A 23397-nucleotide genomic window follows, 5' to 3' on the forward strand; every position below is an offset into this window, starting at 1 on the left:
GCAGGGATGTTTATCGTCGTGCTCGCCAAGGTATAGTCATCACCACCGCCAGTGGCCGTACCACTGGGGGTAAGGGTCACCGAGCTCGGAGCCACTATCAACCCGTCGACCAAAAGGGTCGGGATACCAGATCCGGCATCCTCAGCACCGGAACCCGTCGCAGAAGAAAAGGTAACCGTAGCCTGCCCATATCCACTTGCCCCAACTAGCATCAGGACCATCAGGGGCACAAGGCGTTTGATTGCTTTTTCAATTAGACAATTGGAAAGAATTCTATATAGTGTAATTATTTTCATAGCCGGTCTATCTCTAAAACTTAAAATTTGTCCAAAAAAGACTACCTCATCCGTAAAAAATGGGATACCAATATTAAGAAAAAATAGCCCAGAAGCCTAACAATAGGGGTTAAATATCTATATATCAGATAAACTGCAACAATCAAAAAAGGAATTAATCCCAATGAACTTTATCCGCTAAAAACACCACAATAATTCCCCTTGTACAAGCCCTTGATCCACTTTCCCAAACCAAGACATAAAAAAAGTCCCACCATATGGCGGGACTTTTTTATATTTTAGACATATAAACCCTTATAAACAGGACTATACACACTACTCTTAAGAAAGAATGGCCGAGCTGGTCTCCGCTTCTTTATGAATTTTCTTCACCAAGCCCTGTAAAACTTTTCCAGGCCCTACTTCTGTAAACAAAGTGGCACCATCCGCTACCATCTGCTGTACACTTTGGGTCCATTTTACCGGAGCCGTTAATTGTGCTATTAAATTTGCCTTTATGGCCTCAGGATCGGTTACGGCCGTAGTAGGCACGTTTTGGTATATGGCACAGCTAGGGGGACTAAAGTCCGTAGCTTCTATGGCCGCTGCCAATTCTTCCCTTGCAGGCTCCATCAAGGGAGAGTGGAATGCCCCACCTACAGGCAGTACCAATGCCCTACGCGCACCTGCTTCCTTTAACTTTTCACAGGCGGTATTTATGGCCTCTACCTCTCCGGAAATTACCAATTGCCCTGGACAGTTATAGTTTGCCGGTACCACAATGCCTTCAATTTCACTACAAACTTTTTCTACCACGCTATCTTCCAGACCCAAAACAGCCGCCATGGTACTGGGCTGCAGCTCACAGGCTTTTTGCATGGCTTTGGCCCTCTGCGATACCAATTTTAATCCGTCTTCAAAATTCAAGACTCCGTTGGCCACCAAAGCCGAAAATTCGCCCAAGGAATGCCCTGCTACCATATCGGGCTTAAAATCTTCACCCATGACCTTGCTCATAATTACCGAATGCAAGAATATAGCGGGTTGGGTTACTTTGGTTTCTTTTAGGTCCTCAGCCGTCCCCTCAAACATTAAATCGGTTATGGCGAACCCTAAAATATCATTGGCCTTTTCAAACAATTCTTGGGCCTCGGGATACTTTTCATAAAGATCCAACCCCATTCCTACAAATTGCGCACCTTGACCAGGAAAAACATATGCTTTCATCCGTTCTATTATTTAATTTATCTGTTAGCTACCAACATCCAGGTAGTTGAAAATTGCCATGGAAGCCCGCCCTATATTTAAACAAGGAGCTTGGCTATATCCCGGCTCAATTCATTCGTTTATTTTCTTTTTTTACTACTAGACAAAAATAGGATAATTTTTTTCGAAAAATATGCCCCCTACGTACCAGAAGTACCTCTACTCTTCCGCATCCAATACCTCAGCCTTGCAGTTCCGCAACCCTATTGCGCATACATCCTATTCCTCAGACATTTACTCCTTAAACCAACTGGAATAGGTAATATAGTTTTCGGCTATTCGATCTATTTCCCCCTTACTCAATTCCTCACTGATATCCTTTAATTTTTTTGCCGGCATTCCCGCAAAAATGGTTCCGGAGGGTACGTGGGTCCCCTTTGTTAGCACGGCCCCGGCCGCAATAATACTATTGCTTTCCACCACACAGTCATCCATTATAATACTTCCCATTCCTACCAATACATTGTCATGAATGGTGCATCCGTGTACCAGAGCATTATGCCCAATGGACACCTTATTACCTATGGTAGTAGGTGATTTTTTATAGGTACAATGTACCACTGCCCCATCTTGAACGTTGACCTTATTGCCCATTTTAATGTAGTGCACGTCGCCACGGAGCACCGCATTGAACCATATACTGCACTGATCTCCCATGGTTACGTCACCAACAATCGTGGCATTCTCCGCAATATAACAATCTTCCCCTATCTGAGGGGATTTCCCCTTCACCGCTTTTATCATATTGTATTATTTATCACTTGTGCTTTTCATCATCTATATTATATACCTTAGCCTACAGGAGGGGAGGTAGCTTTAAAAACCCCTATACCCTTCCCCTATTTTTTTGCAAATCTATTCAAAATACGACAACAAATCCTTCTTTTTAGAGGCCGATACCATTATTTCCTGTCCATTGGATAGCACCACGCTGCCTCCTTTACCCCGTTTGTATTGCTGTACTTCGTTGACATTTACCAAATAGGACTTATGTATGCGTGCAAAGGTATAGTCCGTCAAAGCTTCCTCAAAATACTTTAAGGTTTTACTGACCAGTATTTTTTGGTTCTGCAAAAATATTTCGGTGTAGTTATCATCGGCCTTACAATAAAGAATATCGGCCACATTCAAAACCTGGAAACCATCTTGCTGTGGCAGGGTAATCTTGCCATCTACCTTATTCAATTTTGGCTTTAGAATACGGTCTTGCAACTCCACTTCCTTTTGTCTTATTTGAATGACGTATTCTACCGCTTTTATAAGCTCATCTATATTTATGGGTTTCATAAGATAGTAGGCGGCGTGATTATTGAGGGCATCCATGGCATATTCATTGTAGGCCGTTACAAAAACAGTCTCAAATGTCCGCTCCGGCATTTGATCTAGCAGATCAAAGGCATTTCCAAACGGCATTTCTACGTCCAAAAACACCAAATCGGGCTTTTTGGACCGGATCAAGGCATCTGCTTCCTTGATGCTCCCTGCCTCGCCCACCAAATGCACTGCAGGACAATATTTGTCCAAATAATTGCGGAGAATCTCCCTGCTGTTCACCTCATCTTCTACCAGTATAGCGCTTAACGTCATTCCTACGGTTTATGCTTTAATATTATGAGTCACTTTTTTAAGGTAACAACCACCTTGGTACCCGTTCCGTTCAATTCTAGATCCGATATGGCAACATCCAGCTTATTGCCGTGCATTTGGTTTAGTATGGCTATTCTTTTTTTAATATTCCCCATACCCTTGGAATTTTGCCTCTTCTGGTTTTGGGTTTTTAATTCCCGGGATTTTTTACGGCCAATACCATTGTCTTCTATGGTAATCTGCAGGGCATCGGCTGCTATTTTTTTTAGGGCTATCCTTAAAAAGCCCTTTTCTTCCCTGTATCGCAAACCATGCCAAATTGCATTTTCTATATAGGGCTGCAGCAACATTGGCGGAATTTTAAAATCCGCTATGGGAATCTCCTTATCAACAAGGATTTGATAGCTGAACTTATCGGAAAAACGGGAATGCTCCAATTTTGTATACAGTTCCAACAACTCCAACTCCTTGGTCATGGGAATAAAATCTTCCTCGGAATTTTCCAATACCGACCGCATAAGGGCAGAAAAATCACTTAAATATCTGTTGGCGCTTCGTTCATCATTCTTGGCAATAAAGCTGTTTACGGAATTCAGGGCATTGAAAATAAAATGCGGATTCATTTGCGACCTTAAGGATTTAAGGGCCAATAGATTATTTGCCAACTTTTGTTGTTTATTGCTTCTGTAAAAGAAATAGGTGGCCACCCCCATTAACAACAAGCCAAAAATTAAAGAATAGATAATCCAATTTTGGCGTTTTACACTTTCGGACACCAACTGTTGTTGGGTCAAGGCCAGATTGTATTTGCTTTGGGAAAGTTCCCGTTCCTGCTCCAGCCCCAATATTCTGCTTTGCGCGGCTGCTATTTCCCTGTTTAAACGGGCGGCAGTGGAAATCTCCTGTTCTTTTCTCACATACAAGGTATCTACTAGGGACACATATTCCTGATAGGTCTCCAATGCCTTGTTAAAATCGCCCTTATACTTATACACCTCGGACAATTTTCTTGTGGCATCCTTCTGTACCAACAGATCATCATCCACATCTGCATCCTTAATACTCTCTTCCAGGTATGGTATGGCCTCATCATATTTATCTTGGGCTATATAGGCATTGGCTATTTTATAATTTATACGCTGGGCGGAAATAGAATCCTTGACCAAGGCATATGCTGTTGGGGGCTCCATATCCTTTTGTACTTTTTTTAAATCCTCCAAGCTCTTTTTCCTCAGGGCTATTTCCTGTCCATATTGATTTTTACGATTGTAAAAGTCGGCCACTTTTTCCTTTTCTTGGGCCGCTCGTTGCGGGGCTTGCTGGGTTGCCAATTTAAGCGAATTGCCAAAATATACATCAGCCTCGTGCAACCTATCCTCTTTGGCGTAGGCCTCCGCTATCTTGGAGTTAAGGTCTACCGTCTTTGTAGAAATCTGGTTCTTTTCGGCCACTTTAAGCCCTTCGTTGTAATAAGCCACGGCCTTATCTACCTCAGCAAGCCCCACATATACATCACCTAAGGTCTCATTAAGCTCTACCCTATGATAGGGAAGCAATCTAGGCATCTCCAATAGGGGAGAAAGTATTTTCTCCGCCTCCTTAAATTCCTTGTTCTGCACCAAGGCCTTCCCCAACAACAGCCTTATCTTTGGGCTGGACTTGGCCTGTACCGCATCCTTAAAACTGGATATCGCCAAGTCATATTGTTTGTGATAAAGGTAAACCTCTCCCAAGGCAGCATAGGATTGGGACAGTTCTTCCTGCTTTTTTAACGACCCTAAGCTGGAAATGGATTGGGCAATAAAATCTATACTCTTGCCAATATTCCTCTTCTTATAATAATTTGCCGAATCTATATAACTCCGGTGTAGGGCAACACTGTCCTGTGCAAGGCCCTCTACCATGGCAAAAGCAAATAATAAGAATATGTAAAAACCTCTGTACATTAACTTTTATAATTGGGATAAACTTAAATGATTTAAACCATACTAAAAAATAGACACTTTTAAACATCTGCCATCCCAAGCTACTGCTCTACACCTATACGAATTGATACAGCCGTTTGCCTCACCCAAACAACCCGTTTACTCAATACCGGTTTTTTGAAAAAAAGTTTGCTCCTACATTTAAACCTCAACACGGCAACATAGCCAAAACAAGCCACTAAAGTTGAAGTAAAATCTAAACATATCACTATGAAAAATTTAAGCAAAGTATTTACCACAGTAGCAGTATCACTAATTATAGGAAGCAGCTACGGCTCCCTACATCCTGTAAAAAACAACTTAGTCACCTCCATTGAACAGTTAAACAGCAATCACAAGCCCAACCCCAACGGCAACACCGTTAAAATAGCTCTTTTGTTAGACACCAGTAATAGTATGGATGGCCTAATAAACCAGGCAAAATCCCAGCTCTGGGACATAGTAAACAAATTTACCCATGCCAAATGTGGTAACGATTTGGGACCGCGATTACAAATAGCGCTGTATCAATATGGAAACGACCATCTGGCGGCAAAAGAGGGGTATATTCAACAGGTATTGGGATTTAGCAGTGATCTGGACGAGATTTCGGAAAAACTATTCTCCCTTTCCACCAATGGAGGGGAAGAATACTGCGGACAGGTGATACAAACCTCCTTAAGGCAATTGGATTGGGGCAACAATCCAGACCATTTAAAAATGATATTTATTGCCGGAAACGAACCATTTACCCAAGGCAAGATCCATTATAAGGATGCCGTGGCCAATGCCAAGGAAAAGGATGTGATCATTAACACCATTTTTTGCGGTAACTATGAACAAGGTATCAACAGCCATTGGAAAGATGGCGCCCAACTATCGGGCGGAGATTATATGGCCATAGACCACAACCGGGAAGTGGTGCATATAAAAACGCCCTATGACAATATAATTATACAGCTAAACAACAAACTTAACAAGACCTATGTTTCATACGGGGCACAGGGCGCCTCTAAACTGCAACAACAAGCTGTCCAAGACAGCAATGCCATGGAGATGGAAGAAGTAGTAGCGGTAAAGAGAGCGGTCAGCAAATCGTCCAGAATGTACTCCAATTCCTCCTGGGACCTGGTAGATGCCTCCAAGGAAGACGATTTTGAACTGGGCAACATTGGAAAAGAGCAGCTCCCTCCAATCTTACGAGGAAAATCCAAGGTTGAAATAAAGTCTTATATCGCAGAAAAAAATGCAGAGCGAATTGCCATTCAAAAGGAAATTCAAGCCCTAAACAAAAAACGGGAAGCCTATATCACTGCAAAGCGTAAAGACAGTGGGAAAGGTGAATTGGAAAACGCCATGATAGGGGCTATCATGAAACAGGCGGAGCGCAAAAACTATCGTTGGGATTAATATCGGATCGGTATTGCCATAATGCTAAAATCAGAAAAATGATTAGAGCAACAAATTATATAAGGCCGGGATGATAATTGAATCATTCCCAAAGGTTGTGTGTGTGTGTGTGTGTGGATTTATAGAAATTGAAAATAGGCCGGTTCTTGTTTCTTCAACCTAATAACTCAGAAAAATCATTGTCCGGTCTATCTTCTTCCTTGCTGTAGCTATAATGGTCGTTAAGTATTATTGAAGCCCTGGAAATAAGGTAGGCAATGGGATAGGTCCGTGAAATCACTGGATTTTGAGAACCACTTGAATAAAGTAAAAGAATAATTTCTACATAAGGCAACCCGATCAGTCGCAAATAATATGGGCAACAATAGGAAAACCCAACAATTAGCCATTATCCGTATAATTAAAACAGAGCACAGTCTTTGGCCTACAAAGAACTGAAGATTGTGTTCTTTATTCCGCTTAGCTGGCGAACGCCAGCCTAGAAATAGCCTATGGTCATTAATAATTTACAGCGGGACATTTACAGTCGTACCGCTTTTCGGGCTGCCCGAAGTCGTACCCCAGTGTAATTTGGTGGAATCCCCCATTATCAAATCTTATATCCCCCATCTGGTAGGAATAGTTATAAGAGACCAGAAAGTTTTTATAGTTAACCCCTACAATTGGTGTAATAAGCTGCAAGCGTTGTTCGCCAAAATTACTGGATGTCTGATATTGGGCTCCATCAAAACTTCTTCTATAGGAAATACCTCCCCACACCGTTCCAAAATCTACGCTTTTATAGACCTTGGCATTAATATCGACTGCTTTTTCCCTGGTAAATTCGGTATATTGAAACAGCACAGAAGGTTCCACTTGCCATTCTCCCCTACCAAAAACATAACCTGAGGATACCAGGTATTTGCGCAAATTGGTAGATTCAACGGCCGAATACAAATCCCTGCCCCTACCCAGTAGGTTATGGATTGCGGCATGTGCATAGAACTCCCTAAAATTATAGGACATCCCCAAATCCATATTAAAATAGCTAACACTGTTCCGGGATCCCGTAACCAAGGGATCTGGTATTATGGACACAAATTCGGACTCGTCCAAATTACTCTGCTGTATTCCTGCGCTTAATCCAAAAGAAAGTTGGTTTAGACTTCTATAATCCCCACCCAATCTCAGGTGATGGGCATATGTAAGTTTAAGGCCCGTTTGGGAGTGATACCCATTGGCATCATTAAAAAAAATGGCACCAAAGCCATTGTTTTCCCCTGCCCTAAAATGAGCATTCAAGGTTTGTAAGTTAGGGGCATCATCTGCGCTAAACCATTGTTGTCTTATTGTGGCCCTAATCTTCCCTCCTTCACCTATACCGGCCATTGATGGGTATACCAAATAGTAGTTATCCGCCAAATAATCAAAATATACCGGGACGCCTTCCTGTGCCATGGATTGAAATCCCATCGCAACGAACGAAAGTAAGATCAATAAGTTTTGTTTCATTAAGATGAGGGGTGAATTAATAACATCGTCCAAATATAAGTTATAACGGCCGAAATACTACATTATTATATTTACCGTAACTTAGAAATCCTTCGTACTTTTGTAAAAAATATTCAAATGAAGGAGTTTATAATTACCGTGGTACCCACGAACAATCCGGCGATATTAAAGTTTGAAACCAATCATTTCATAACAAAGAACAACAATTACGAGTTTAAGAACATAGACGAGGCCAAAAATTCACCTTTGGCCCAGCAACTATTCTACCTTCCCTTTATAAAGACTGTGTACATCTCAGGTAATTTTATTGGGCTGGAACGCTTTAATATTGTGGAATGGGACGATGTAAAGGACAGTGTGGCCCAGCAACTGGTAGATTACCTAAATGCCGGGGAGCCAGTAGTAGTAGAGGATGAAAACCAGAAAAAAGTCCCTGTTACGGTTTACGCGGAAGTAACCCCCAATCCGTCGGTAATGAAATTCGTTGTCAATAAAAAAATTGTTCCGTCTACTTTCGAATTCAAGAATATAGACGAAGCCAAGGAGTCGCAATTGGCCAAGGAGCTGTTTATGCTGCCCTTTGTAAAGGAAGTTTTTATAGACGAAAACTATGTTTCCATTAATAAGTACGACGTTGCGGAATGGGATGCCATTACCATGGAGGTACGTGAAAAGATCAGGGATTTTATTGCAGATGGCAAGGAAGTGGTTTCATCTGGCAGCCTTCAACAACAAAAAGAGGCAGCCCCAAAAGCCCAATTGGAAGACAGCAACTTGGACGACACTTCCAAGGAAATTATTGATATTTTGGAAGAATACGTTAAACCGGCCGTTGCCAGTGATGGCGGCAATATTCTTTTTAAATCCTACGAAGAAGACACTAAAACCGTAAATGTTATTCTGCAGGGCGCCTGTAGTGGCTGTCCGTCCTCTACCTTTACCTTAAAAAATGGCATTGAGACCATGCTTAAAAACATGATGGGGGAAAGGGTTCAGCAGGTTGTTGCCTTAAACGGTTGATTTACACTGCTTCCACTCTTTATTTTGTGTTTTATTCGTTAACTTTAAGAGAATCTAAAAATTATACACTATGTCAGTCTTAAAAGTTATCGAAGTAATGGCCAATTCCGAAAAAAGTTGGGAAGATGCCGCCAAAAAAGCAGTTGAACATGCCTCAAAATCTGTAAAGAACATACGATCTGTATATGTTAACGAGCAAAGTGCAACGGTGAAGGATGGCAAATTGGATGATTATCGCGTAAACGTCAAAATCACTTTTGAAGTGAATTAATTTTTTTAGCATTTCCATCAATAAGCGCCAAAAAAAGGCGCTTTTTTTGTATTGTCCAATTTATAAATTACATCTGGCCCAGTATCGGCATGGCCCTGGCCAGATTAACATTTGTTTAGTGTTTATAACTTGACAAAGGATTGGTTTTTTTATTGATTTGCAAAAAATTGAAACTACATGAATATACTTACAGATTACGAAGATAACCTTGAAAAAGCCCAAGCTTGGGCCTGGGAAATACTACCCAGTTTGGTCACCTCCATTGTAACCGCGGTACTAACGCTGATCGTTGGACTTTGGATTATCAAATTCATCAACAAGATGGTTAAAAGGTTTTTCCAAAAAGCGGACTATGACGAATCCTTGGAATCTTTTCTACAGAGTTTTATCAGCATAGCGCTAAAGATTATGCTATTTGTTTTGGTCATTACCCAATTAGGGGTACAATCCTCTTCCTTGGTAGCCATCATTGGTGCCGCTGGTCTTGCCATTGGTCTGGCACTACAGGGGTCTTTGGCCAATTTTGCCGGGGGCGTCCTTATCTTGGTCTTTAAACCTTTTAAGGTAGGCGATTTTATTTCTGCCCAGGGCGTAGACGGTACCGTTAAGGAGATTACCATCTTTACCACCAAGTTAAGCACTTTTGGGAATCAAATTGCCATTGTGCCCAATGGACAACTCTCCAACAACAACATCATTAATTACAATGCCCAAGACACCAGAAGGGACAAAATTACCGTGGGCATAGGATATGATTCCGATATAAAACTGGCCAAGGATATACTGTTAAAGATATGTGCCGAAAACGAACACATCCTAAAAGATCCAGCTCCAGAAGTGTATGTAGCAGAATTGGCAGACAGCTCGGTAAACCTATCTCTTAGGTTCTGGGCCAAGAACGATGTATTCTGGGCAGCACATTTCCACGTTATGGAAGAATTAAAACATAGATTTGATGCAGCCGGATTGGAAATACCATTTCCACAACGGGTCATTCACCAAGGGGATTCCTAGGATTTTTTCCCAGGCATTATAAAATCCTTTAGATAATACGGTTCAAAGTAGGCTACATTTTCAAATGTGCCTGCTTTGTACTTTTTATGGGATATGGTACCCAATTCCCTGGCTGTTGGTACTGCAGCTATAAAACTAAAATTGGGGTGCTCCAAGGTTCCCTTACATTTCTCTGCACCGTCCCCTATCAACAATACCTTTCCCTTAGCTGTATATTCCTTAAAACTATCGGGCGTAATGATTTCTGCCCTGGTCTCCCTTAAACATTTCCCATCGGAAGAGAAAATGGTAGCATAGACTTCCATCCTACGGGCATCCAAAACAGGGATAACAAAATCATAACCCTGCCCATAGCCTTGTACGGCCAAACTCTCCAAGGTAGGCACCGCTATCAACGGCAGATCCAATGAAAAGCAAAGCCCCTTGGCCGCAGACACCCCTATACGTAAACCGGTATAGGACCCAGGGCCCTTACTCACGGCAATAGCGGAAATATCCTTAAAAGTCAGGGATGCCTCCTTCAAAGCCTGCTCTATAAAAATGTGTAATTGTTCTGAATGCGAATAGTTGGGACTGTTGTCTTCCTTTAAGACCACTAACTCCCCATCCTTGGCAATACTTACCGAACAATTGGTAGTTGCCGTTTCTAAATTTAATATCATAGCCATAATAGGCTGCAAATATAACCTAATCCAACGTTATGGGTAAACCAAAATAGAACTCCAAAACCTTTACCCTAAATATATAGTCATATTTGGTCCTGATCAATTCTGCTTCCGCATTGTCTACCCTGGACTGTGCCTGACTAAAATCGAAGGCATTCATTAGGCCCACTTCAAATCGTTCCTTTGAGTAATTATAGGCCAACCTTCTGGCATCCAAAGTTTTTTGAGCGGCTTCATAGGCCTTGGAAAAGCTCTTGACATCCACATAGGCCTGATTAATATTGTTTTCCAAGTCCAATTTATCCTGTTCCAACTGCAACCTGGACCTGTCTACCCCAATTTTAGCCCGTTTTATATTGTTTTTAACACTAAAGCCGTTAAAAACCGGAATATTCAACTGTAAACCATAGGCAATACCGTCTGTTAAATACAACTGGTCTGTAAAAGGAATCCTTTCCAAGGTTGCCGGGTTCCTAAATTCACTGGAATATTGGGTGCCATAATTAAAAAATGCCCCTAATGTAGGATACGCGGCTCCTTTGGCAATCTGTAGGTCTTTCATGGCAAGTTCTACGTTGGACATGGAAAACTTAATATCGTTCCTAAAGCTAAGGGCCTTGTTAAATATGGTCTTGGGGGACTGTTCCAAAATATTGGATGGTGAAATATTAAAATCCTCTTCCGCAATATCAAAATTTTCATAATCTGTTATCTGCAGTAGTTGTGCCAAATTTATTCTAGCAAGCAGCACCTGGTTTTCCCCGTTTACAATCTGTTGTTCCTGATTGGCAGCCGTGGCCTGAATCTCTAACAGATCACCCTTGGGAACCACTCCGGCTGCCACCAGTTCCTCGGTCCGTGTCAAGTCCTGTTCGGTCACGGCATATTGTGCCCTAAACACTTTAAGGGATTCCTTATTGGAGGCCACTTGTAGGTAGGCATTGGCAACGGCAAGCATTATATCGTCCTTTAGGTTGTCCAAACGGTATTGGTTGGCCAGGGCATTTAACTTGGCCCTATTTAATCTATGGATGTTTCTTAGCCCATCAAAAAGATTCACGGACGACCCAAATCCACCAGAAGCCGTAGTGACCGTTCCGCTGACCTGTTGGTTACGGGACTGATCCAAGACCAGGCCCGAGTTACCGGATATCCTGGCATTCATATTAAAATTGGGCAGCATATCACCAATGGCATCGGATTTATCAATTTGGGCATTTTCCAAATCGAGCTCGTATTGCGCTATGGTGAGGTTGTTTTCAACTGCATAGTATACGCATTCTTCCAAGGTCCATTTTTTTTCCTGTGCGGTCATAGACCCCAGGCAGAAAATAAAAAATCCTATTATCCCCTTTAATTTCATGTATTGATCTTTTCTGATTGCTATTCCCTTCTTAATTATCTTCTGCCGTATCCTCTTCGTCTTCGTCCCCTTTCTTTATGGGTTCGGTCTTATTCCAGACCTTCACCTTATCCTCTTGGGTAATTCCGGAAACGATTTCCACGTTAACCCCATCAGATATTCCGACTTCCACATCCTTGCGCTCAAATTTCTGTTCTTCAACGGGACCAACGGCTACCTCCACATAAGGCTTATCGGTTTTTCTATCAAATTGCAATAAGGCTTCGGGTATTACCAGCACGCTGTCTTTCCTTTCCAGCACAAGTGAAGCATTGGCGCTATAGCCTGCCCGGATCAAAAAATCGTCCTCCACGGTTACATCTCCCTCTATCTTAAACTGTACGGCCCCGGATTCCTCAATACCCTTTGGAGCGATAAAGCGCAGGGTTGCATCAAATTTCTTGTCGTTTATGGCTCCTAAGCTTATTTCTAGAGGCATACCCAGCTTTAATTTCCCAACTTCCCCCTCATCTACCTTGCCTTCAAAAATCATAATACTTAGGTCGGCTATGGTGGCAATAGTGGTTCCATCATTAAAATTGTTACTTTGAATAACCTGATCCCCTTCCTTTACCGGTATCTCCAAAATGGTCCCTGATACGGTTGCCCTGATATTGGTATTGGCGGTAGCAGAGCCTCCAGCAGAACCTACCCTAATAATCTGATAATCCGATCGTGCATTCTGCAGTTCCAATTTGGCCTGATCGTAACGCAGTTGTTGGGTATTGAAATCTTGGCTAGATATAACCCCTTTATCAAACAACACCTTGTTCCTATCATATTCCGTTTTGGTATTGTTCAGGGCTATTTCGGCATTGCGCACCCTCCCTTTGGCCTGGTTTAGTGACTGTTCATTGGGAACCACCTTTATTTTTGCTATAAGGTCGCCAGCTTTTACCATATCGCCCTCCTTAAGAAAAATCTCATCTATAATCCCGGAGATCTGCGGCTTTATCTCCACTTCATCCTCGGGTACTACTTTTCCGGTGGCTACGGTCTTCTTTTCCACATTGGCCTTAAACGGATTATTTGTCTCATAGGTAATGGCCGATTTACTGTTGGATTTTATAAAAAATGCGGCGGCCCATAATGCGCCCAGCACCAATATTCCAATTAAGATGTATTTTAGAACTTTATTCATTTTTGATTGTATTTAATTGCCTGATATAGTTTGGTTTATTTTATTCTTCCCTAAGGGCATCTATAGGTTTTATACTTACAGCACGCTGTGCCGGGATTAATCCTATCAAGGTTCCCAGAACCACCATTATGGCCAAGGCCCCCAATACATAAGGAATTGGGACTGTTGGATTGGCATAGGGGAAATCCAACTCCGCAGTCATTTTATTAATGATACTTAGAACCCCCGCTCCCAATATAATGCCCATGACCCCGGCTATCATGGTCAGGAAAACCGATTCCAAAATAATAAGGGAACGCACCTCCCTAGGGGTAGCTCCCAGGGCCCGTCTAACCCCCAATTCCTTGGTTCTTTCCTTTACCGATATAAGAAGGATATTTCCTATCCCGATTACTCCGGCCAAAATAGTGGCCACTCCAACAATGAGCGACATAAAGGTAAGTCCCTTTGCGAAGCCCACAATCCTATTAAAGATCTCCCCCAAATTAAAAGAGCCTATGGCCCGTTCGTCCTTGGGGTTTACATTGTGTATATTCTTTAAAACCGCCTTTACATTTTCCTCTACCTTTATAACATCTGCGTCATCATAGGCCGCTATGGCAAACCAGCCCACGTTCTCTCCGGTATTGTACAATTTCTTAAATGTGCTAAAGGGTATATAGATATCCGAATCGCTTTCAAATCCACCTCCGGGTGTAAATTTATGGACGCCCACCACCTGAAAGAATACATTGTCTATCCTAACATAGCTTCCAATAGGGTTTTCATCGCTCTCAAATAACTCCTTCTGGGTGCGCTCCCCTATTACACAGATCTTTCGGGCCAGGTCTATATCCTCATCATTTATAAACCTTCCACCATCGTATATTTTTTTGGTAGCTATTTTTGTAGAAATGGGATAATCGCCGTAAACGGCATAGCTGCCGGACTTACCTCCCCTAATCGTCTGTGCCGGACTACCTCCAAAAACACCTTTTACATTCCTTGGGGCAATAAACTCTATCTCCGGAATCCTATTTTTTAAAATGGATGCATCCTTTAATTTAAGTTGCAGCTGTCTACCTGTCTTAAAACCTTTATAGGGCATGCTGGTACTCTGTGCCCAGGCAAACATACTGTTCATAGCTACGTTTTCAAATTGCTTTTCAAACCCATTGTCCAGCCCTTTGGCTGCTCCGGACAATACAATATAGATAAAGATGCCCCATAACACTCCAATCACGGTAATAATGGTCCTGGTCCTATTCTTACCAATAGAACCAAAGATTTCCTGCCAAGTATTGCTATCAAATAAAAATCGCATATTATTCGTCTCTTAAGGCTTCAATTGGTTTTATATCAGCTGCCCGTTTCGCCGGTATATAGCCTGCTATGGCCCCAAAAAGAATTAAAACCAAAGTTGCACTAACGGCCATCACCATATCAATATAAGGGTTGGTAATAAAGTAATCTTTAAGTTTCTCCCCTAAGGACCCCAGTACGGCGACCCCTATCATCATTCCCACAAAACCTGAGATAGTGGTAATAAATACCGATTCCAAAAGAATGGAGCTTATAACTGATTTAGGGGTAGCACCCAAGGCTTTTCTAACACCCAATTCCTTGGTACGCTCCTTGACCACAAATACCATGATATTGCTTATTCCAATAATCCCGGCTATGATGGTCCCAAAGGCCACCAGTCCCACTATAAGCTGTAAGACCCTTGCAAATTGTTGATTCTGTTTTAATTGGTCCGCTACGTTACGTATAAAGATTCCGTTCTGATCCTCTGGACTGATATACTTTTTCTCTTTAAAAAAACGCTCCAAGCTCCTGTCCAAAGCCATGGCGCCCGCATAGCCAATCTCTGGCTTAAACCCAACGATGATCTGATTAATTTTATCGGTATTTTTTTCAATAAGCTGTCTGGTAGTATACGGCATGTATATCAATCGCTCCTCATTGTCCCCGCCATCATCCTGAAAAACCCCTACAACCATAAATGCACTGCCCGAAATGTCTATGTACTTGCCAATAGCGTCCTCTCCCTGAAAAAGGTCTTTCTCTACCAGTCTACCAATGACCACGTATTTGGTCTTATTGCGCATGTCCTCCTCATTTAAATACCTCCCTTTCATCATTATGGTTTTTTCAGCATATTGATGGGCAGGTCCTACAGCCCTACTGGTATAATTATTGGATTCGTTTTTATACTTAACTAGTCCACTTCTTGTAATCCTAGGGGTAGTATATTCCACGAACATGGCCAGGTTCTTTTCAATATCCTCCAGGTCACTGTTTTCAAACTCTATGACCCTGTTGGATTTATAGCCTTTATAGGGAATGGTAGTTCTACCGGGAAAGATATAAAGCACATTGGTGGCATCGTCTCCAAAGAACTCGTTAAAGGTATTCACCAGACCGTTTCCCATCCCAAATAGGACCACAAAGATCAAAATACCCAAAGACACCGTAAAACCCGAAAGAAAGGTACGAAGCTTATTCTTCTGAATAGTTTTAAAAATCTCTTTCCAATTATCCCTACTAAACATACTGGGAAGCTCTAACCTGGGTTACTTTTTTATCCTCCACAATTACTCCATCCTTTAGGTGCACTATTCTTTTACACATATCGGCTATATCCGGTTCATGGGTAACTATAAGAATGGTATTGCCGGCATCGTTTATTTTTTGGATAAGATCCATGACTTCGTAAGAAGTTTTACTGTCCAAGGCCCCTGTGGGCTCATCTGCCAATAAGACCTTGGGCTCTGCCGCCATGGCCCTTGCAATGGCCACCCGCTGCTTTTGCCCACCAGACAGCTCACTGGGCAAATGGTCTGCCCATTCCCGCAAGCCCACCTGCTCCAAATACTTTAAAGCCTTTTCTTGTCGCTCCTTCCTTCCTACTTTCTGATAATACAACGGAAGTGCCACATTCTCCATGGCACTTTTGTAATTGATAAGGTTAAAGGACTGAAATACGAATCCCAAAAACTTGTTCCTGTATTGCGCAGCCTTGGTCTCATTAAGATTTTTAATGGGCACCCCATCCAAGGTATATGAGCCTTCATCCAAAACGTCCAGCATACCAAGAATATTTAAGAGGGTAGACTTACCGGAACCCGAAGATCCCATTATGGCCACAAGCTCTCCATCTCCAACAGAAAAATTAATACCTTTTAATACATGAAGGGAATTACTCCCCATTTTATATGACTTGTGAAGATTCTTAATTTCAATCATTTTTAGTTGAATTAGAGATGTTTAGCTGCAAATTACGAGTATAAGACTAATAACCGCTATAGTTGTTACATCAAAAATGTAAAAACTATGTTAAAAATATACAATCAACACAAAGGATCCTTGTCACCTACCTCTCTTGTTCCATTATAGAGTACAGTAAAACCGTGGAGCAGTGTAAATATCCTTGGTCTGGAAAAAGCAGAGATTTAGTCAAAACTTATTTTGTAATGACTTACCAAGTGCTGTTTGCAGCAGACAGGAAACGAGCTTCAAGAGAAATGTTTCCCTACAAAAGAAAGCGTGAAAATAAAAGCTACTAGGCTTTCATCTTTTTATAAATGAAGAAAAAAAGACCAGCTACCAACAGGTAGGGTACGGCCATTAGATACATAATGCCATTGTTGATACCTTCGGCGGCGGCTTCACTTCCTTCGCTTTCCAATACCGCTCGGCACATAGCACATTGTGCCGCTACAACCTCTGGCAACAACAACATTAACAGGATCAAAACCATTATAGGCAATTTGGTTCTGCCCCCTGTAAATCCTCTTAAAAAATAGTAGTTATCAGTGCGCATAATATGGAGAAATCATTAAATAAACCACTACCCCGGTAATGGCAACATATAACCATAGGGGAAAGGTAATCTTTGCCAATTTTCTATGGGCCTCAAAATTCTTAAGATATGCCTTGGCATAGGTACGCAATACCAATGGGATTATTACTATAGACAGTAGAATATGCGATATCAAAATAAAGAAGTATACATATCTTACTATTCCCTCACCGCCATAAGAGGTAGATTCGGAGGTCATATGATAAGCCACATACATTACCAGAAAAGCCAGAGATAAGGCTATGCAAGCGGTCATAATATTCTGATGCCATACCAGTTTACCCTTTTTTGCGGCCAATACGGCCCCTACCAACAAAATAGCAGTAAGACCGTTTATGGATGCATAGATGGGAGGCAAGAATGACAACGGCTCAACATTGGGCAGTTTTACCCCAAATAGTAGGGCTACTACTACAGGTATTACTATAGACACCGCATTAATAATCTTATTAAACTTCTTCTCTTTTAGTGCAATTGAATCCATTATTCTTCCAACAATTTTTTAATATCCTCCTTGAGGATCGATATCTGCTCTTGCTCCCCATGGTCGTTTTCTCCCTCTTCTTGGGTTATGGTGCCACGGTAATATACTATAGGGTTTCCAAACTTATCTACCCTTGATCTTATATACCCATCCTTATCTATCAATGCAAACAGCCCGGCATGTTCAAAACCTCCAGCGGCTTCTGGTACTTGTGCTGCAAAAATATTAAATCCGGAATTGGCAAGGGCATAGAGATCTGTTAATTCGCCCGTCATTAAATGCCAATCCATATTGGTTATGCCATATTTTTCAGCATAGGCCTTTAATACTGCCGGGGTATCATGTTCAGGGTTTATGGTAAAAGAAGCCACCCCAAAGTCCTCAAACTCCTTTAGTTCGTCCTGTAGCTGTACCAAATTCTTGTTCATAATGGGACAAATGGTAGGACAGGTAGTAAAAAAGAATTCTACCACGTATACTTTTCCCAAATAGTCCTCATTACTGATCAACAAGCTATCCTGGTTTATAAATGCGAAAGGAGGCACCTTACGTTTTTCTCCATTAATCTCAACAAAGGCCAATTTAGCATTGGAATCCTTTACGTTCATTCTATCTGATTGGACTATGGTACCGCTCTGTACACGGTCTATAATTTTAGGAATAAAAATAATACCGAAAACCAAGATTACGAGAGAAACCCAGACGTAGCTATATTTGTTCTTTTGCATTATTTTTCCCTTTGTGCGGTATTTTTTTTCAGCGCCATTCTGTACTCGGCCAATATAATTTTTATATCGTCCTCCATCTTATTGTTTAAATCGGCCACAGAGGAGGTGTCAAAGCCGTATTTTACACCTTCATCCTCATCGTCGTCCCTTCCCCTTAAAATGCGTTCCTTGTCAATTATAAAAACATAAGGGGTCCCTAAATTGGCGTCCAAGGACAAGTTGGTTCCCAAACTATTAAAAAGCCCCTTGATCTGATCCTCTTCCCCAAAAACAAAATTCCATTTGGACACATCGGACAATTGCCCCAATTGGGCCTTTAGATCGTCAACACTTTGCTCTGTTCCCTTTGGCATTACCATTACAAATTGGAAATCCTTGAACTGACCAAACCGCTTGTAGATTTTTTGATTTAAATTAAAGGCATTGCCCTTTTTATTGGAAACATCACTACCCAAAAACCCTAGTACGGTTATCTTATCGGCCAGGGCTACATTACTGTCAGCAAAATCGATTTCAGAAACATCATGGGTCAACATGGCCAACTTCCCAAAATTGGTGATACCCGAAGCAAAGAATAGGTACACCACTATAGGCATTATAAATAAGGTAACGAGTACAATTGTCTTCTTCATCCTCTATTAATTAACCCTATTGGTCCCGGTGCAATCCAAACAACTTGGACCCAAGCAAAACAGGAACAATTTCGGCTGCTGCAAAAATAAAAAAGACGGTTGTTAAACCGTCTTTTTAAGTTGTTAATTATTCGTTAGAAGTTCCATTTAATAAAACCGTCCCTATACACTTGGTAGATATAATCTGCTTCAAAAAGCAATATAAATATCAGATAGGCAACCAAGAAAATGGGCGTCCATACAATGGACCTACGAAGTGAACTTTTTTCATCCCTCAGGTGCATAAAATCCCAAGCAATATAATAGGCCTTTACCAAGGTTAGAATAATAAAGATCCAATTCAATATTTTCATACCCAAGAAGTAGGAATGGGTCAAAGAAACAGGCTTCAATATACCCAAGACCACCTCTACTATGGTAACCAAAGTAAGGAAAATTAATACACCCCATATTTTTTGGGTGTTGGACTTAAACTTCAACAGCCCTCTAAATATTTCGAGTTTATGATCGTGTGCCATTTTATAAAGTATTTTTTGTAAGTTTTATTTTTAGGATAAATTAAGTTGCAAACGCTTATTACACCAGGTAGAAGAAGGTAAATACAAATACCCAAACCAAATCTACAAAGTGCCAGTACAAACCAACCTTTTCTACCATTTCATAATGTCCTCTTCTCTCATAGGTACCAAGGATAACATTAAAGAAAATAATACAGTTGATCACCACCCCTGAAAAAACGTGGAATCCGTGGAATCCTGTAATAAAGAAAAAGAAATCGGCGAACAACCTACTTCCGTATTCATTGCGCACCAGATTTGCCCCTTCAACGACCAACCTAGCATCTTTTAACTTGGCCAAGGTCTCTTCTCTTGACAATACCGTCTTATGACCTTCTACCACCTTCTCTGTTCGAATAAGCACGTTGGAGTTGGACTTAACACCCGCCAAAACCTCGTTCAAAGAATAGCTTGGCAAGGCTTCTCCCTCATAGTACCATACACCATTTTTCTTTTCATGGTCCACTCTCTCACTTGGAATGGTAGCAGCAAAATCCCTCAAAGCCATACGCTCCCCGGAATTGGCGTCTACAAATTGTAGTATACGTCCACCTTTGGTTTCAATAGCACCATAATCCCCTTTGATAAAGGTAGCCCATTCCCAAGCCTGTGAACCTACGAATATAGCTCCCCCAATAATGGTAAGGAACATATACCAGATCACCTTTGTCTTCTGTAATTTATGACCGGCATCAACAGCCAATACCATTGTCACCGAAGACATAATAAGCACAAAGGTCATGAATGCCACGTAATACATAGGGAAATTCCCATGAAAGAAAGGTACGTGGGTAAAAACCTCATCGGCTATTGGCCATGTTTCGATAAATTTAAATCTTGAAAAACCGTAAGCAGCCAGAAAGCCCGAAAATGTTAAAGCATCGGAGACAATAAAAAACCACATCATCATCTTCCCGTAACTGGCACCCAATGGCTGGTTTCCACCACCCCAAACGTTTTCTTCTGTACCCGTAGTAACCGTAGAATCCATATAAAAATTATAGCGTTAATAAAATTTTCACAAATTTACATTTTTTTCGGCTAAACAAAATTTTTGCCTTTTAAAAATGGCAAAAAAAACACATTCTAAATAAGCGCCCTTCGCATAGCCCCTAATTACCAACACAATAGCCAATAATTAGTTTACGAAATACATAAATAGAATTAGATAAACCCATAGAATATCCAAAAAATGCCAAAAAGTAGCCCCCAATTCCAATCCCAACATCTCTTGAGAGCTGTATTTCTTAGCCAAATGATTCCTTAGCACCACCAACAAAGATATAAGTCCGGCTGCAACATGAACAATATGAACAGCGGCTATAAGAAAAACATAAGACATTTTAATATTACTGGTAGGACCTGTAAAGTAATAACCTCTGGCCACCATCTGTGAAAACCCATTAAACTGCAAGAGCACAAACACCACCCCCAAAGCCAGAGTCAACAACAACCAATAGGTACACTTGGTCCTATCATCCTTTTTTATGGCCTTTTTGGCCATGATATAGGAAATACTACTAATGATAATAACAATAGTACTGAACACAAACGAAGAAGGAAGTGAAAGGTCCTTTACCCAATCTTCCCTGGAGCTACTAACAATATAGGCACTGGTCCACCCAGCAAAGCCCATCAATAAGCTAATAATCCCAAACCAGAGCATCATTTTCTTAGCCCTATCATTCTTCTCTTTCCCTGTACCTTGTGTTAAGTCCATCCTAATTATATAAATTTATCTACTACGTAAACCACCTGCATCAAGGTGATATAACTTACACTTGCCAACATTAGTTTTCTTGCCGATGCATTATCCCTTTTTTCATAAAGACGAAATGCAAATAACAACATCACCAAACCCATTAAAAATATGACCCCTGCCGCTACCACGGATAACTGCAGCCTGCCCGTAAAACCAAAAACAGGAATTATGGAAATCAACATCATCCAAATGGTGTACATAATAATCTGCAAAGCGGTGCCTTTGTCTTTCTTTCCGGTAGGAAGCATTTTAAAGCCTCCTTTTTTGTAATCGTCATCCAACATCCAACCTAAGGCCCAAAAATGGGGAAATTGCCAAAAAAACTGTATCATAAACAAGGTTCCAGGCTCAATCCCAAAATTATCGGTAGCAGCCACCCACCCCAACATAAAGGGAATAGCACCCGGAAATGCCCCTACAAAAACCGCCAAGGGAGTAACCGTCTTTAAAGGCGTATATACACTGGTATACAAAAAGATGGATATAGCCCCGAACATTGCTGTTTTGGGGTTAAGAAAATAAAGGGCCACAATGCCGAGAAGGGTCAACAAAACCGCTATGGTCATGGCCATGGCAACCGACATTCTTCCAGAAGGTATAGGTCTATTCCTAGTACGGTTCATTAAAGCGTCCAAGTCCTTTTCTATAACCTGGTTATAGGCATTGGAGGCCCCCACCATACAGTAACCACCAAAAGCCAACAATAGAACCGACACCAAATTGATTTCAACGGCACCCAGAAAATATCCGGCTATGGACGAAAAAACCACACTTACAGCAAGCCTTGCCTTAGTAATCTCTTTAAAATCAGCGAAATACAAAGATAATGCTGTGTTTTTCACCGAACTAACCGCCATTTTCATTTACTTTTTTTAAAGGGACCGCAAAGATACACCGCATTAGAATTTTTTGCAACCAAATAATCATGTTTATGCTTATTGCTGCTTCTTTACACTTTGAAAACCAGGCCATACTTGAGCAAACCTCCTTGCCGCAAGAGCTTACAAACACTTACACCACTTACCAAAACCAGGAAAAATACCACCCTTACCCTTCACTTTTGGGCAAAAAAAATCCCGAGCCTTGGCTCGGGATCTCAATATAATAAGCTTTATACTATTGCAACTTAAAGGTAATTGGAATACTAAAGGGAACACGTACCGGTCTACCTCTCTGCTTTCCTGGAGTCATTTTAGGCAATTTACTAATAATCCTAGCAGCCTCTTTCTCCAAGTTCTTATCCGGACCTCTCATCCTTACATTACCAATACTACCATCTTTCTGAATAACGAACATGATATTAACCCTTCCCTGAACTCCCATTTCCTGGGCAATTTCTGGGTATCTAAAGTTTTTACCTATATGCTTCTGCATCATACGGTTAAAACACTCCCTAAGTTTATTTTTAGGCTCGTTTTCACAACCTGGGAAAATTGGAACATCTTCAATAACGGCAAATGGTACATCAACGTCCTCTTCAACTTCTTCCACTTCAATTTCCTCCACTTCAATTATCTCTTCTTCCTGACTGGTTTCAGTAGACTCGATAACCGTCTCCTCTACTTCTTCCTCATCCTCAACAACCTCAATAATTTCAGGTGCGGCTGGTGGCGGTGGTGGTGGTGGAGTTTTTATCTGCTCTGTCATAGGAACTTCCTCATCCAAGGTGTCCTCCACATTCATGGTATAATCAAAATTGTTATCGTCGTCATATGTTTTCCATTCGAAAGCCACATACGTCAACAGCATCACCAATGCAAGACCAATAACGAAATAAAGCCCGCTATTTCTTGATAAATCCGCCTTAGGATTCTTTTTAAGTTCCATAGTTCTTCTTTTTTAATGTTCGCTAATTTATATATTTATTTTATCTGTTTAAAATTT

General features: G+C 41.2%; 25 protein-coding genes. 4 read left to right on the forward strand and 21 right to left on the reverse strand.

All coding sequences use genetic code 11. The features are described from left to right. The 5 genes from EHW67_RS00005 to EHW67_RS00025 form a co-directional block, all read right to left on the reverse strand. Positions 1-296, reverse strand: a 296-nt coding sequence (locus tag EHW67_RS00005; RefSeq protein WP_158285043.1) for a hypothetical protein, incomplete at its 3' end; no start/stop codon positions are given. A 321-nt stretch (positions 297-617) separates the two neighbouring features. After that, entirely contained in the window at positions 618-1502 is an 885-nt protein-coding gene (gene fabD, locus EHW67_RS00010; protein ID WP_126160296.1) for an ACP S-malonyltransferase, read from the reverse strand. A 273-nt stretch (positions 1503-1775) separates the two neighbouring features. Continuing rightward, a complete protein-coding gene (locus EHW67_RS00015) occupies positions 1776-2285 on the reverse strand; it encodes a gamma carbonic anhydrase family protein (RefSeq protein WP_126160297.1) in 510 nt (169 codons plus the stop codon). A 111-nt stretch (positions 2286-2396) separates the two neighbouring features. After that, positions 2397-3128: a LytR/AlgR family response regulator transcription factor gene (locus EHW67_RS00020; RefSeq protein WP_126160298.1), complete on the reverse strand. Its 732-nt coding sequence runs from the start codon at positions 3126-3128 to the stop codon at positions 2397-2399. 29 nt (positions 3129-3157) lie between these two features. Further along, positions 3158-5074, reverse strand: coding sequence for a tetratricopeptide repeat-containing sensor histidine kinase (locus EHW67_RS00025; protein ID WP_126160299.1), 1917 nt, complete (start codon positions 5072-5074; stop codon positions 3158-3160). 249 nt (positions 5075-5323) lie between these two features. Between EHW67_RS00025 and EHW67_RS00030 the strand changes: the two genes are divergently transcribed. Further along, positions 5324-6502, forward strand: a complete 1179-nt coding sequence (locus EHW67_RS00030) for a vWA domain-containing protein (RefSeq protein WP_126160300.1) — start codon at positions 5324-5326, stop codon at positions 6500-6502. A 498-nt stretch (positions 6503-7000) separates the two neighbouring features. On the opposite strand, the gene EHW67_RS00035 is transcribed toward EHW67_RS00030, so the two are convergent. Further along, the gene (locus tag EHW67_RS00035; RefSeq protein WP_126160301.1) at positions 7001-7993 is read right to left on the reverse strand and encodes a PorP/SprF family type IX secretion system membrane protein; all 993 of its coding nucleotides are present in this window, start codon (positions 7991-7993) and stop codon (positions 7001-7003) included. A gap of 117 nt (positions 7994-8110) precedes the next feature. On the opposite strand from EHW67_RS00035, the gene EHW67_RS00040 reads away from it, so the two are divergent. The 3 genes from EHW67_RS00040 (at position 8111) to EHW67_RS00050 (ending at position 10298) form a co-directional block, all read left to right on the forward strand. Next, on the forward strand, positions 8111-9013 hold the full coding sequence (locus tag EHW67_RS00040; RefSeq protein WP_126160302.1) for a NifU family protein: 903 nt from the start codon (positions 8111-8113) through the stop codon (positions 9011-9013). 70 nt (positions 9014-9083) lie between these two features. After that, the gene (locus tag EHW67_RS00045; RefSeq protein ID WP_126160303.1) at positions 9084-9284 is read left to right on the forward strand and encodes a dodecin family protein; all 201 of its coding nucleotides are present in this window, start codon (positions 9084-9086) and stop codon (positions 9282-9284) included. A 177-nt stretch (positions 9285-9461) separates the two neighbouring features. After that, a complete protein-coding gene (locus tag EHW67_RS00050; RefSeq protein WP_126160304.1) occupies positions 9462-10298 on the forward strand; it encodes a mechanosensitive ion channel family protein in 837 nt (278 codons plus the stop codon). On the opposite strand, the gene tsaB is transcribed toward EHW67_RS00050, so the two are convergent. The 15 genes from tsaB to EHW67_RS00125 form a co-directional block, all read right to left on the reverse strand. Beyond that, complete coding sequence (gene tsaB / locus EHW67_RS00055; protein ID WP_126160305.1) at positions 10295-10966, reverse strand: tRNA (adenosine(37)-N6)-threonylcarbamoyltransferase complex dimerization subunit type 1 TsaB; 672 nt, start codon at positions 10964-10966, stop codon at positions 10295-10297. The two genes, EHW67_RS00050 and tsaB, sit on opposite strands and share 4 nt — an antisense overlap. Before the next feature lie 19 nt (positions 10967-10985). Continuing rightward, complete coding sequence (locus tag EHW67_RS00060; protein WP_126160306.1) at positions 10986-12326, reverse strand: TolC family protein; 1341 nt, start codon at positions 12324-12326, stop codon at positions 10986-10988. Between the two features lie 31 nt (positions 12327-12357). Beyond that, the gene (locus EHW67_RS00065) at positions 12358-13506 is read right to left on the reverse strand and encodes an efflux RND transporter periplasmic adaptor subunit (RefSeq protein ID WP_126160307.1); all 1149 of its coding nucleotides are present in this window, start codon (positions 13504-13506) and stop codon (positions 12358-12360) included. A 40-nt stretch (positions 13507-13546) separates the two neighbouring features. Beyond that, a complete protein-coding gene (locus EHW67_RS00070) occupies positions 13547-14809 on the reverse strand; it encodes an ABC transporter permease (protein ID WP_126160308.1) in 1263 nt (420 codons plus the stop codon). A gap of 1 nt (position 14810) precedes the next feature. Then, positions 14811-16040 (reverse strand): ABC transporter permease, encoded by a 1230-nt coding sequence (locus tag EHW67_RS00075; protein WP_126160309.1) that lies wholly within the window; start codon positions 16038-16040, stop codon positions 14811-14813. Then, positions 16033-16734: an ABC transporter ATP-binding protein gene (locus tag EHW67_RS00080; RefSeq protein WP_126160310.1), complete on the reverse strand. Its 702-nt coding sequence runs from the start codon at positions 16732-16734 to the stop codon at positions 16033-16035. Before EHW67_RS00080 ends, EHW67_RS00075 begins: the two co-directional genes overlap by 8 nt. Before the next feature lie 316 nt (positions 16735-17050). After that, complete coding sequence (locus tag EHW67_RS00085) at positions 17051-17248, reverse strand: hypothetical protein (protein ID WP_126160873.1); 198 nt, start codon at positions 17246-17248, stop codon at positions 17051-17053. A gap of 52 nt (positions 17249-17300) precedes the next feature. Beyond that, on the reverse strand, positions 17301-17834 hold the full coding sequence (locus tag EHW67_RS00090) for a DUF420 domain-containing protein (RefSeq protein WP_126160311.1): 534 nt from the start codon (positions 17832-17834) through the stop codon (positions 17301-17303). Then, a complete protein-coding gene (locus tag EHW67_RS00095; RefSeq protein ID WP_126160312.1) occupies positions 17834-18562 on the reverse strand; it encodes an SCO family protein in 729 nt (242 codons plus the stop codon). The genes EHW67_RS00090 and EHW67_RS00095 overlap by 1 nt, the downstream gene beginning before the upstream one ends. After that, positions 18562-19194 carry a hypothetical protein gene (locus EHW67_RS00100; RefSeq protein ID WP_126160313.1) on the reverse strand — a complete coding sequence of 211 codons (633 nt, stop codon included), beginning with the start codon at positions 19192-19194 and terminating at the stop codon, positions 18562-18564. The genes EHW67_RS00095 and EHW67_RS00100 overlap by 1 nt, the downstream gene beginning before the upstream one ends. A 134-nt stretch (positions 19195-19328) precedes the next feature. Further along, positions 19329-19712: a cytochrome C oxidase subunit IV family protein gene (locus EHW67_RS00105; protein ID WP_126160314.1), complete on the reverse strand. Its 384-nt coding sequence runs from the start codon at positions 19710-19712 to the stop codon at positions 19329-19331. A gap of 58 nt (positions 19713-19770) precedes the next feature. Further along, a complete protein-coding gene (locus EHW67_RS00110) occupies positions 19771-20742 on the reverse strand; it encodes a cytochrome c oxidase subunit 3 (RefSeq protein ID WP_126160315.1) in 972 nt (323 codons plus the stop codon). A gap of 147 nt (positions 20743-20889) precedes the next feature. Then, positions 20890-21471 carry a cytochrome c oxidase subunit 3 gene (locus EHW67_RS00115; RefSeq protein WP_126160316.1) on the reverse strand — a complete coding sequence of 194 codons (582 nt, stop codon included), beginning with the start codon at positions 21469-21471 and terminating at the stop codon, positions 20890-20892. A gap of 5 nt (positions 21472-21476) precedes the next feature. Then, the gene (gene cyoE, locus EHW67_RS00120) at positions 21477-22376 is read right to left on the reverse strand and encodes a heme o synthase (protein ID WP_126160317.1); all 900 of its coding nucleotides are present in this window, start codon (positions 22374-22376) and stop codon (positions 21477-21479) included. Positions 22377-22629: 253 nt separating this feature from the next. Then, complete coding sequence (locus EHW67_RS00125) at positions 22630-23340, reverse strand: energy transducer TonB (protein ID WP_126160318.1); 711 nt, start codon at positions 23338-23340, stop codon at positions 22630-22632. Between the last annotated feature and the right edge of the window lie 57 nt (positions 23341-23397).

Origin of the sequence: Arenibacter aquaticus, assembly GCF_003957295.1 — a bacterium.
Classification (GTDB): domain Bacteria; phylum Bacteroidota; class Bacteroidia; order Flavobacteriales; family Flavobacteriaceae; genus Arenibacter; species Arenibacter aquaticus.

What these genes read in the sequence shown, in the direction of transcription:
- EHW67_RS00095 (WP_126160312.1), bottom strand. Translation starts at nt 18,562, where the DNA reads ATGCAAAAGAACAAATATAGCTACGTCTGGGTTTCTCTCGTAATCTTG.
- EHW67_RS00070 (WP_126160308.1), bottom strand. Translation starts at nt 14,809, where the DNA reads ATGCGATTTTTATTTGATAGCAATACTTGGCAGGAAATCTTTGGTTCT.
- EHW67_RS00035 (WP_126160301.1), bottom strand. Translation starts at nt 7,993, where the DNA reads ATGAAACAAAACTTATTGATCTTACTTTCGTTCGTTGCGATGGGATTT.
- EHW67_RS00090 (WP_126160311.1), bottom strand. Translation starts at nt 17,834, where the DNA reads ATGGATTCAATTGCACTAAAAGAGAAGAAGTTTAATAAGATTATTAAT.
- EHW67_RS00050 (WP_126160304.1), top strand. Translation starts at nt 9,462, where the DNA reads ATGAATATACTTACAGATTACGAAGATAACCTTGAAAAAGCCCAAGCT.
- EHW67_RS00020 (WP_126160298.1), bottom strand. Translation starts at nt 3,128, where the DNA reads ATGACGTTAAGCGCTATACTGGTAGAAGATGAGGTGAACAGCAGGGAG.
- EHW67_RS00110 (WP_126160315.1), bottom strand. Translation starts at nt 20,742, where the DNA reads ATGGATTCTACGGTTACTACGGGTACAGAAGAAAACGTTTGGGGTGGT.
- EHW67_RS00085 (WP_126160873.1), bottom strand. Translation starts at nt 17,248, where the DNA reads ATGGTTTTGATCCTGTTAATGTTGTTGTTGCCAGAGGTTGTAGCGGCA.
- fabD (WP_126160296.1), bottom strand. Translation starts at nt 1,502, where the DNA reads ATGAAAGCATATGTTTTTCCTGGTCAAGGTGCGCAATTTGTAGGAATG.
- EHW67_RS00065 (WP_126160307.1), bottom strand. Translation starts at nt 13,506, where the DNA reads ATGAATAAAGTTCTAAAATACATCTTAATTGGAATATTGGTGCTGGGC.
- EHW67_RS00075 (WP_126160309.1), bottom strand. Translation starts at nt 16,040, where the DNA reads ATGTTTAGTAGGGATAATTGGAAAGAGATTTTTAAAACTATTCAGAAG.
- EHW67_RS00015 (WP_126160297.1), bottom strand. Translation starts at nt 2,285, where the DNA reads ATGATAAAAGCGGTGAAGGGGAAATCCCCTCAGATAGGGGAAGATTGT.
- EHW67_RS00105 (WP_126160314.1), bottom strand. Translation starts at nt 19,712, where the DNA reads ATGGCACACGATCATAAACTCGAAATATTTAGAGGGCTGTTGAAGTTT.
- EHW67_RS00040 (WP_126160302.1), top strand. Translation starts at nt 8,111, where the DNA reads ATGAAGGAGTTTATAATTACCGTGGTACCCACGAACAATCCGGCGATA.
- EHW67_RS00100 (WP_126160313.1), bottom strand. Translation starts at nt 19,194, where the DNA reads ATGAAGAAGACAATTGTACTCGTTACCTTATTTATAATGCCTATAGTG.
- EHW67_RS00060 (WP_126160306.1), bottom strand. Translation starts at nt 12,326, where the DNA reads ATGAAATTAAAGGGGATAATAGGATTTTTTATTTTCTGCCTGGGGTCT.
- cyoE (WP_126160317.1), bottom strand. Translation starts at nt 22,376, where the DNA reads ATGAAAATGGCGGTTAGTTCGGTGAAAAACACAGCATTATCTTTGTAT.
- EHW67_RS00080 (WP_126160310.1), bottom strand. Translation starts at nt 16,734, where the DNA reads ATGATTGAAATTAAGAATCTTCACAAGTCATATAAAATGGGGAGTAAT.
- EHW67_RS00115 (WP_126160316.1), bottom strand. Translation starts at nt 21,471, where the DNA reads ATGGACTTAACACAAGGTACAGGGAAAGAGAAGAATGATAGGGCTAAG.
- EHW67_RS00045 (WP_126160303.1), top strand. Translation starts at nt 9,084, where the DNA reads ATGTCAGTCTTAAAAGTTATCGAAGTAATGGCCAATTCCGAAAAAAGT.
- tsaB (WP_126160305.1), bottom strand. Translation starts at nt 10,966, where the DNA reads ATGGCTATGATATTAAATTTAGAAACGGCAACTACCAATTGTTCGGTA.
- EHW67_RS00125 (WP_126160318.1), bottom strand. Translation starts at nt 23,340, where the DNA reads ATGGAACTTAAAAAGAATCCTAAGGCGGATTTATCAAGAAATAGCGGG.
- EHW67_RS00030 (WP_126160300.1), top strand. Translation starts at nt 5,324, where the DNA reads ATGAAAAATTTAAGCAAAGTATTTACCACAGTAGCAGTATCACTAATT.
- EHW67_RS00025 (WP_126160299.1), bottom strand. Translation starts at nt 5,074, where the DNA reads ATGTACAGAGGTTTTTACATATTCTTATTATTTGCTTTTGCCATGGTA.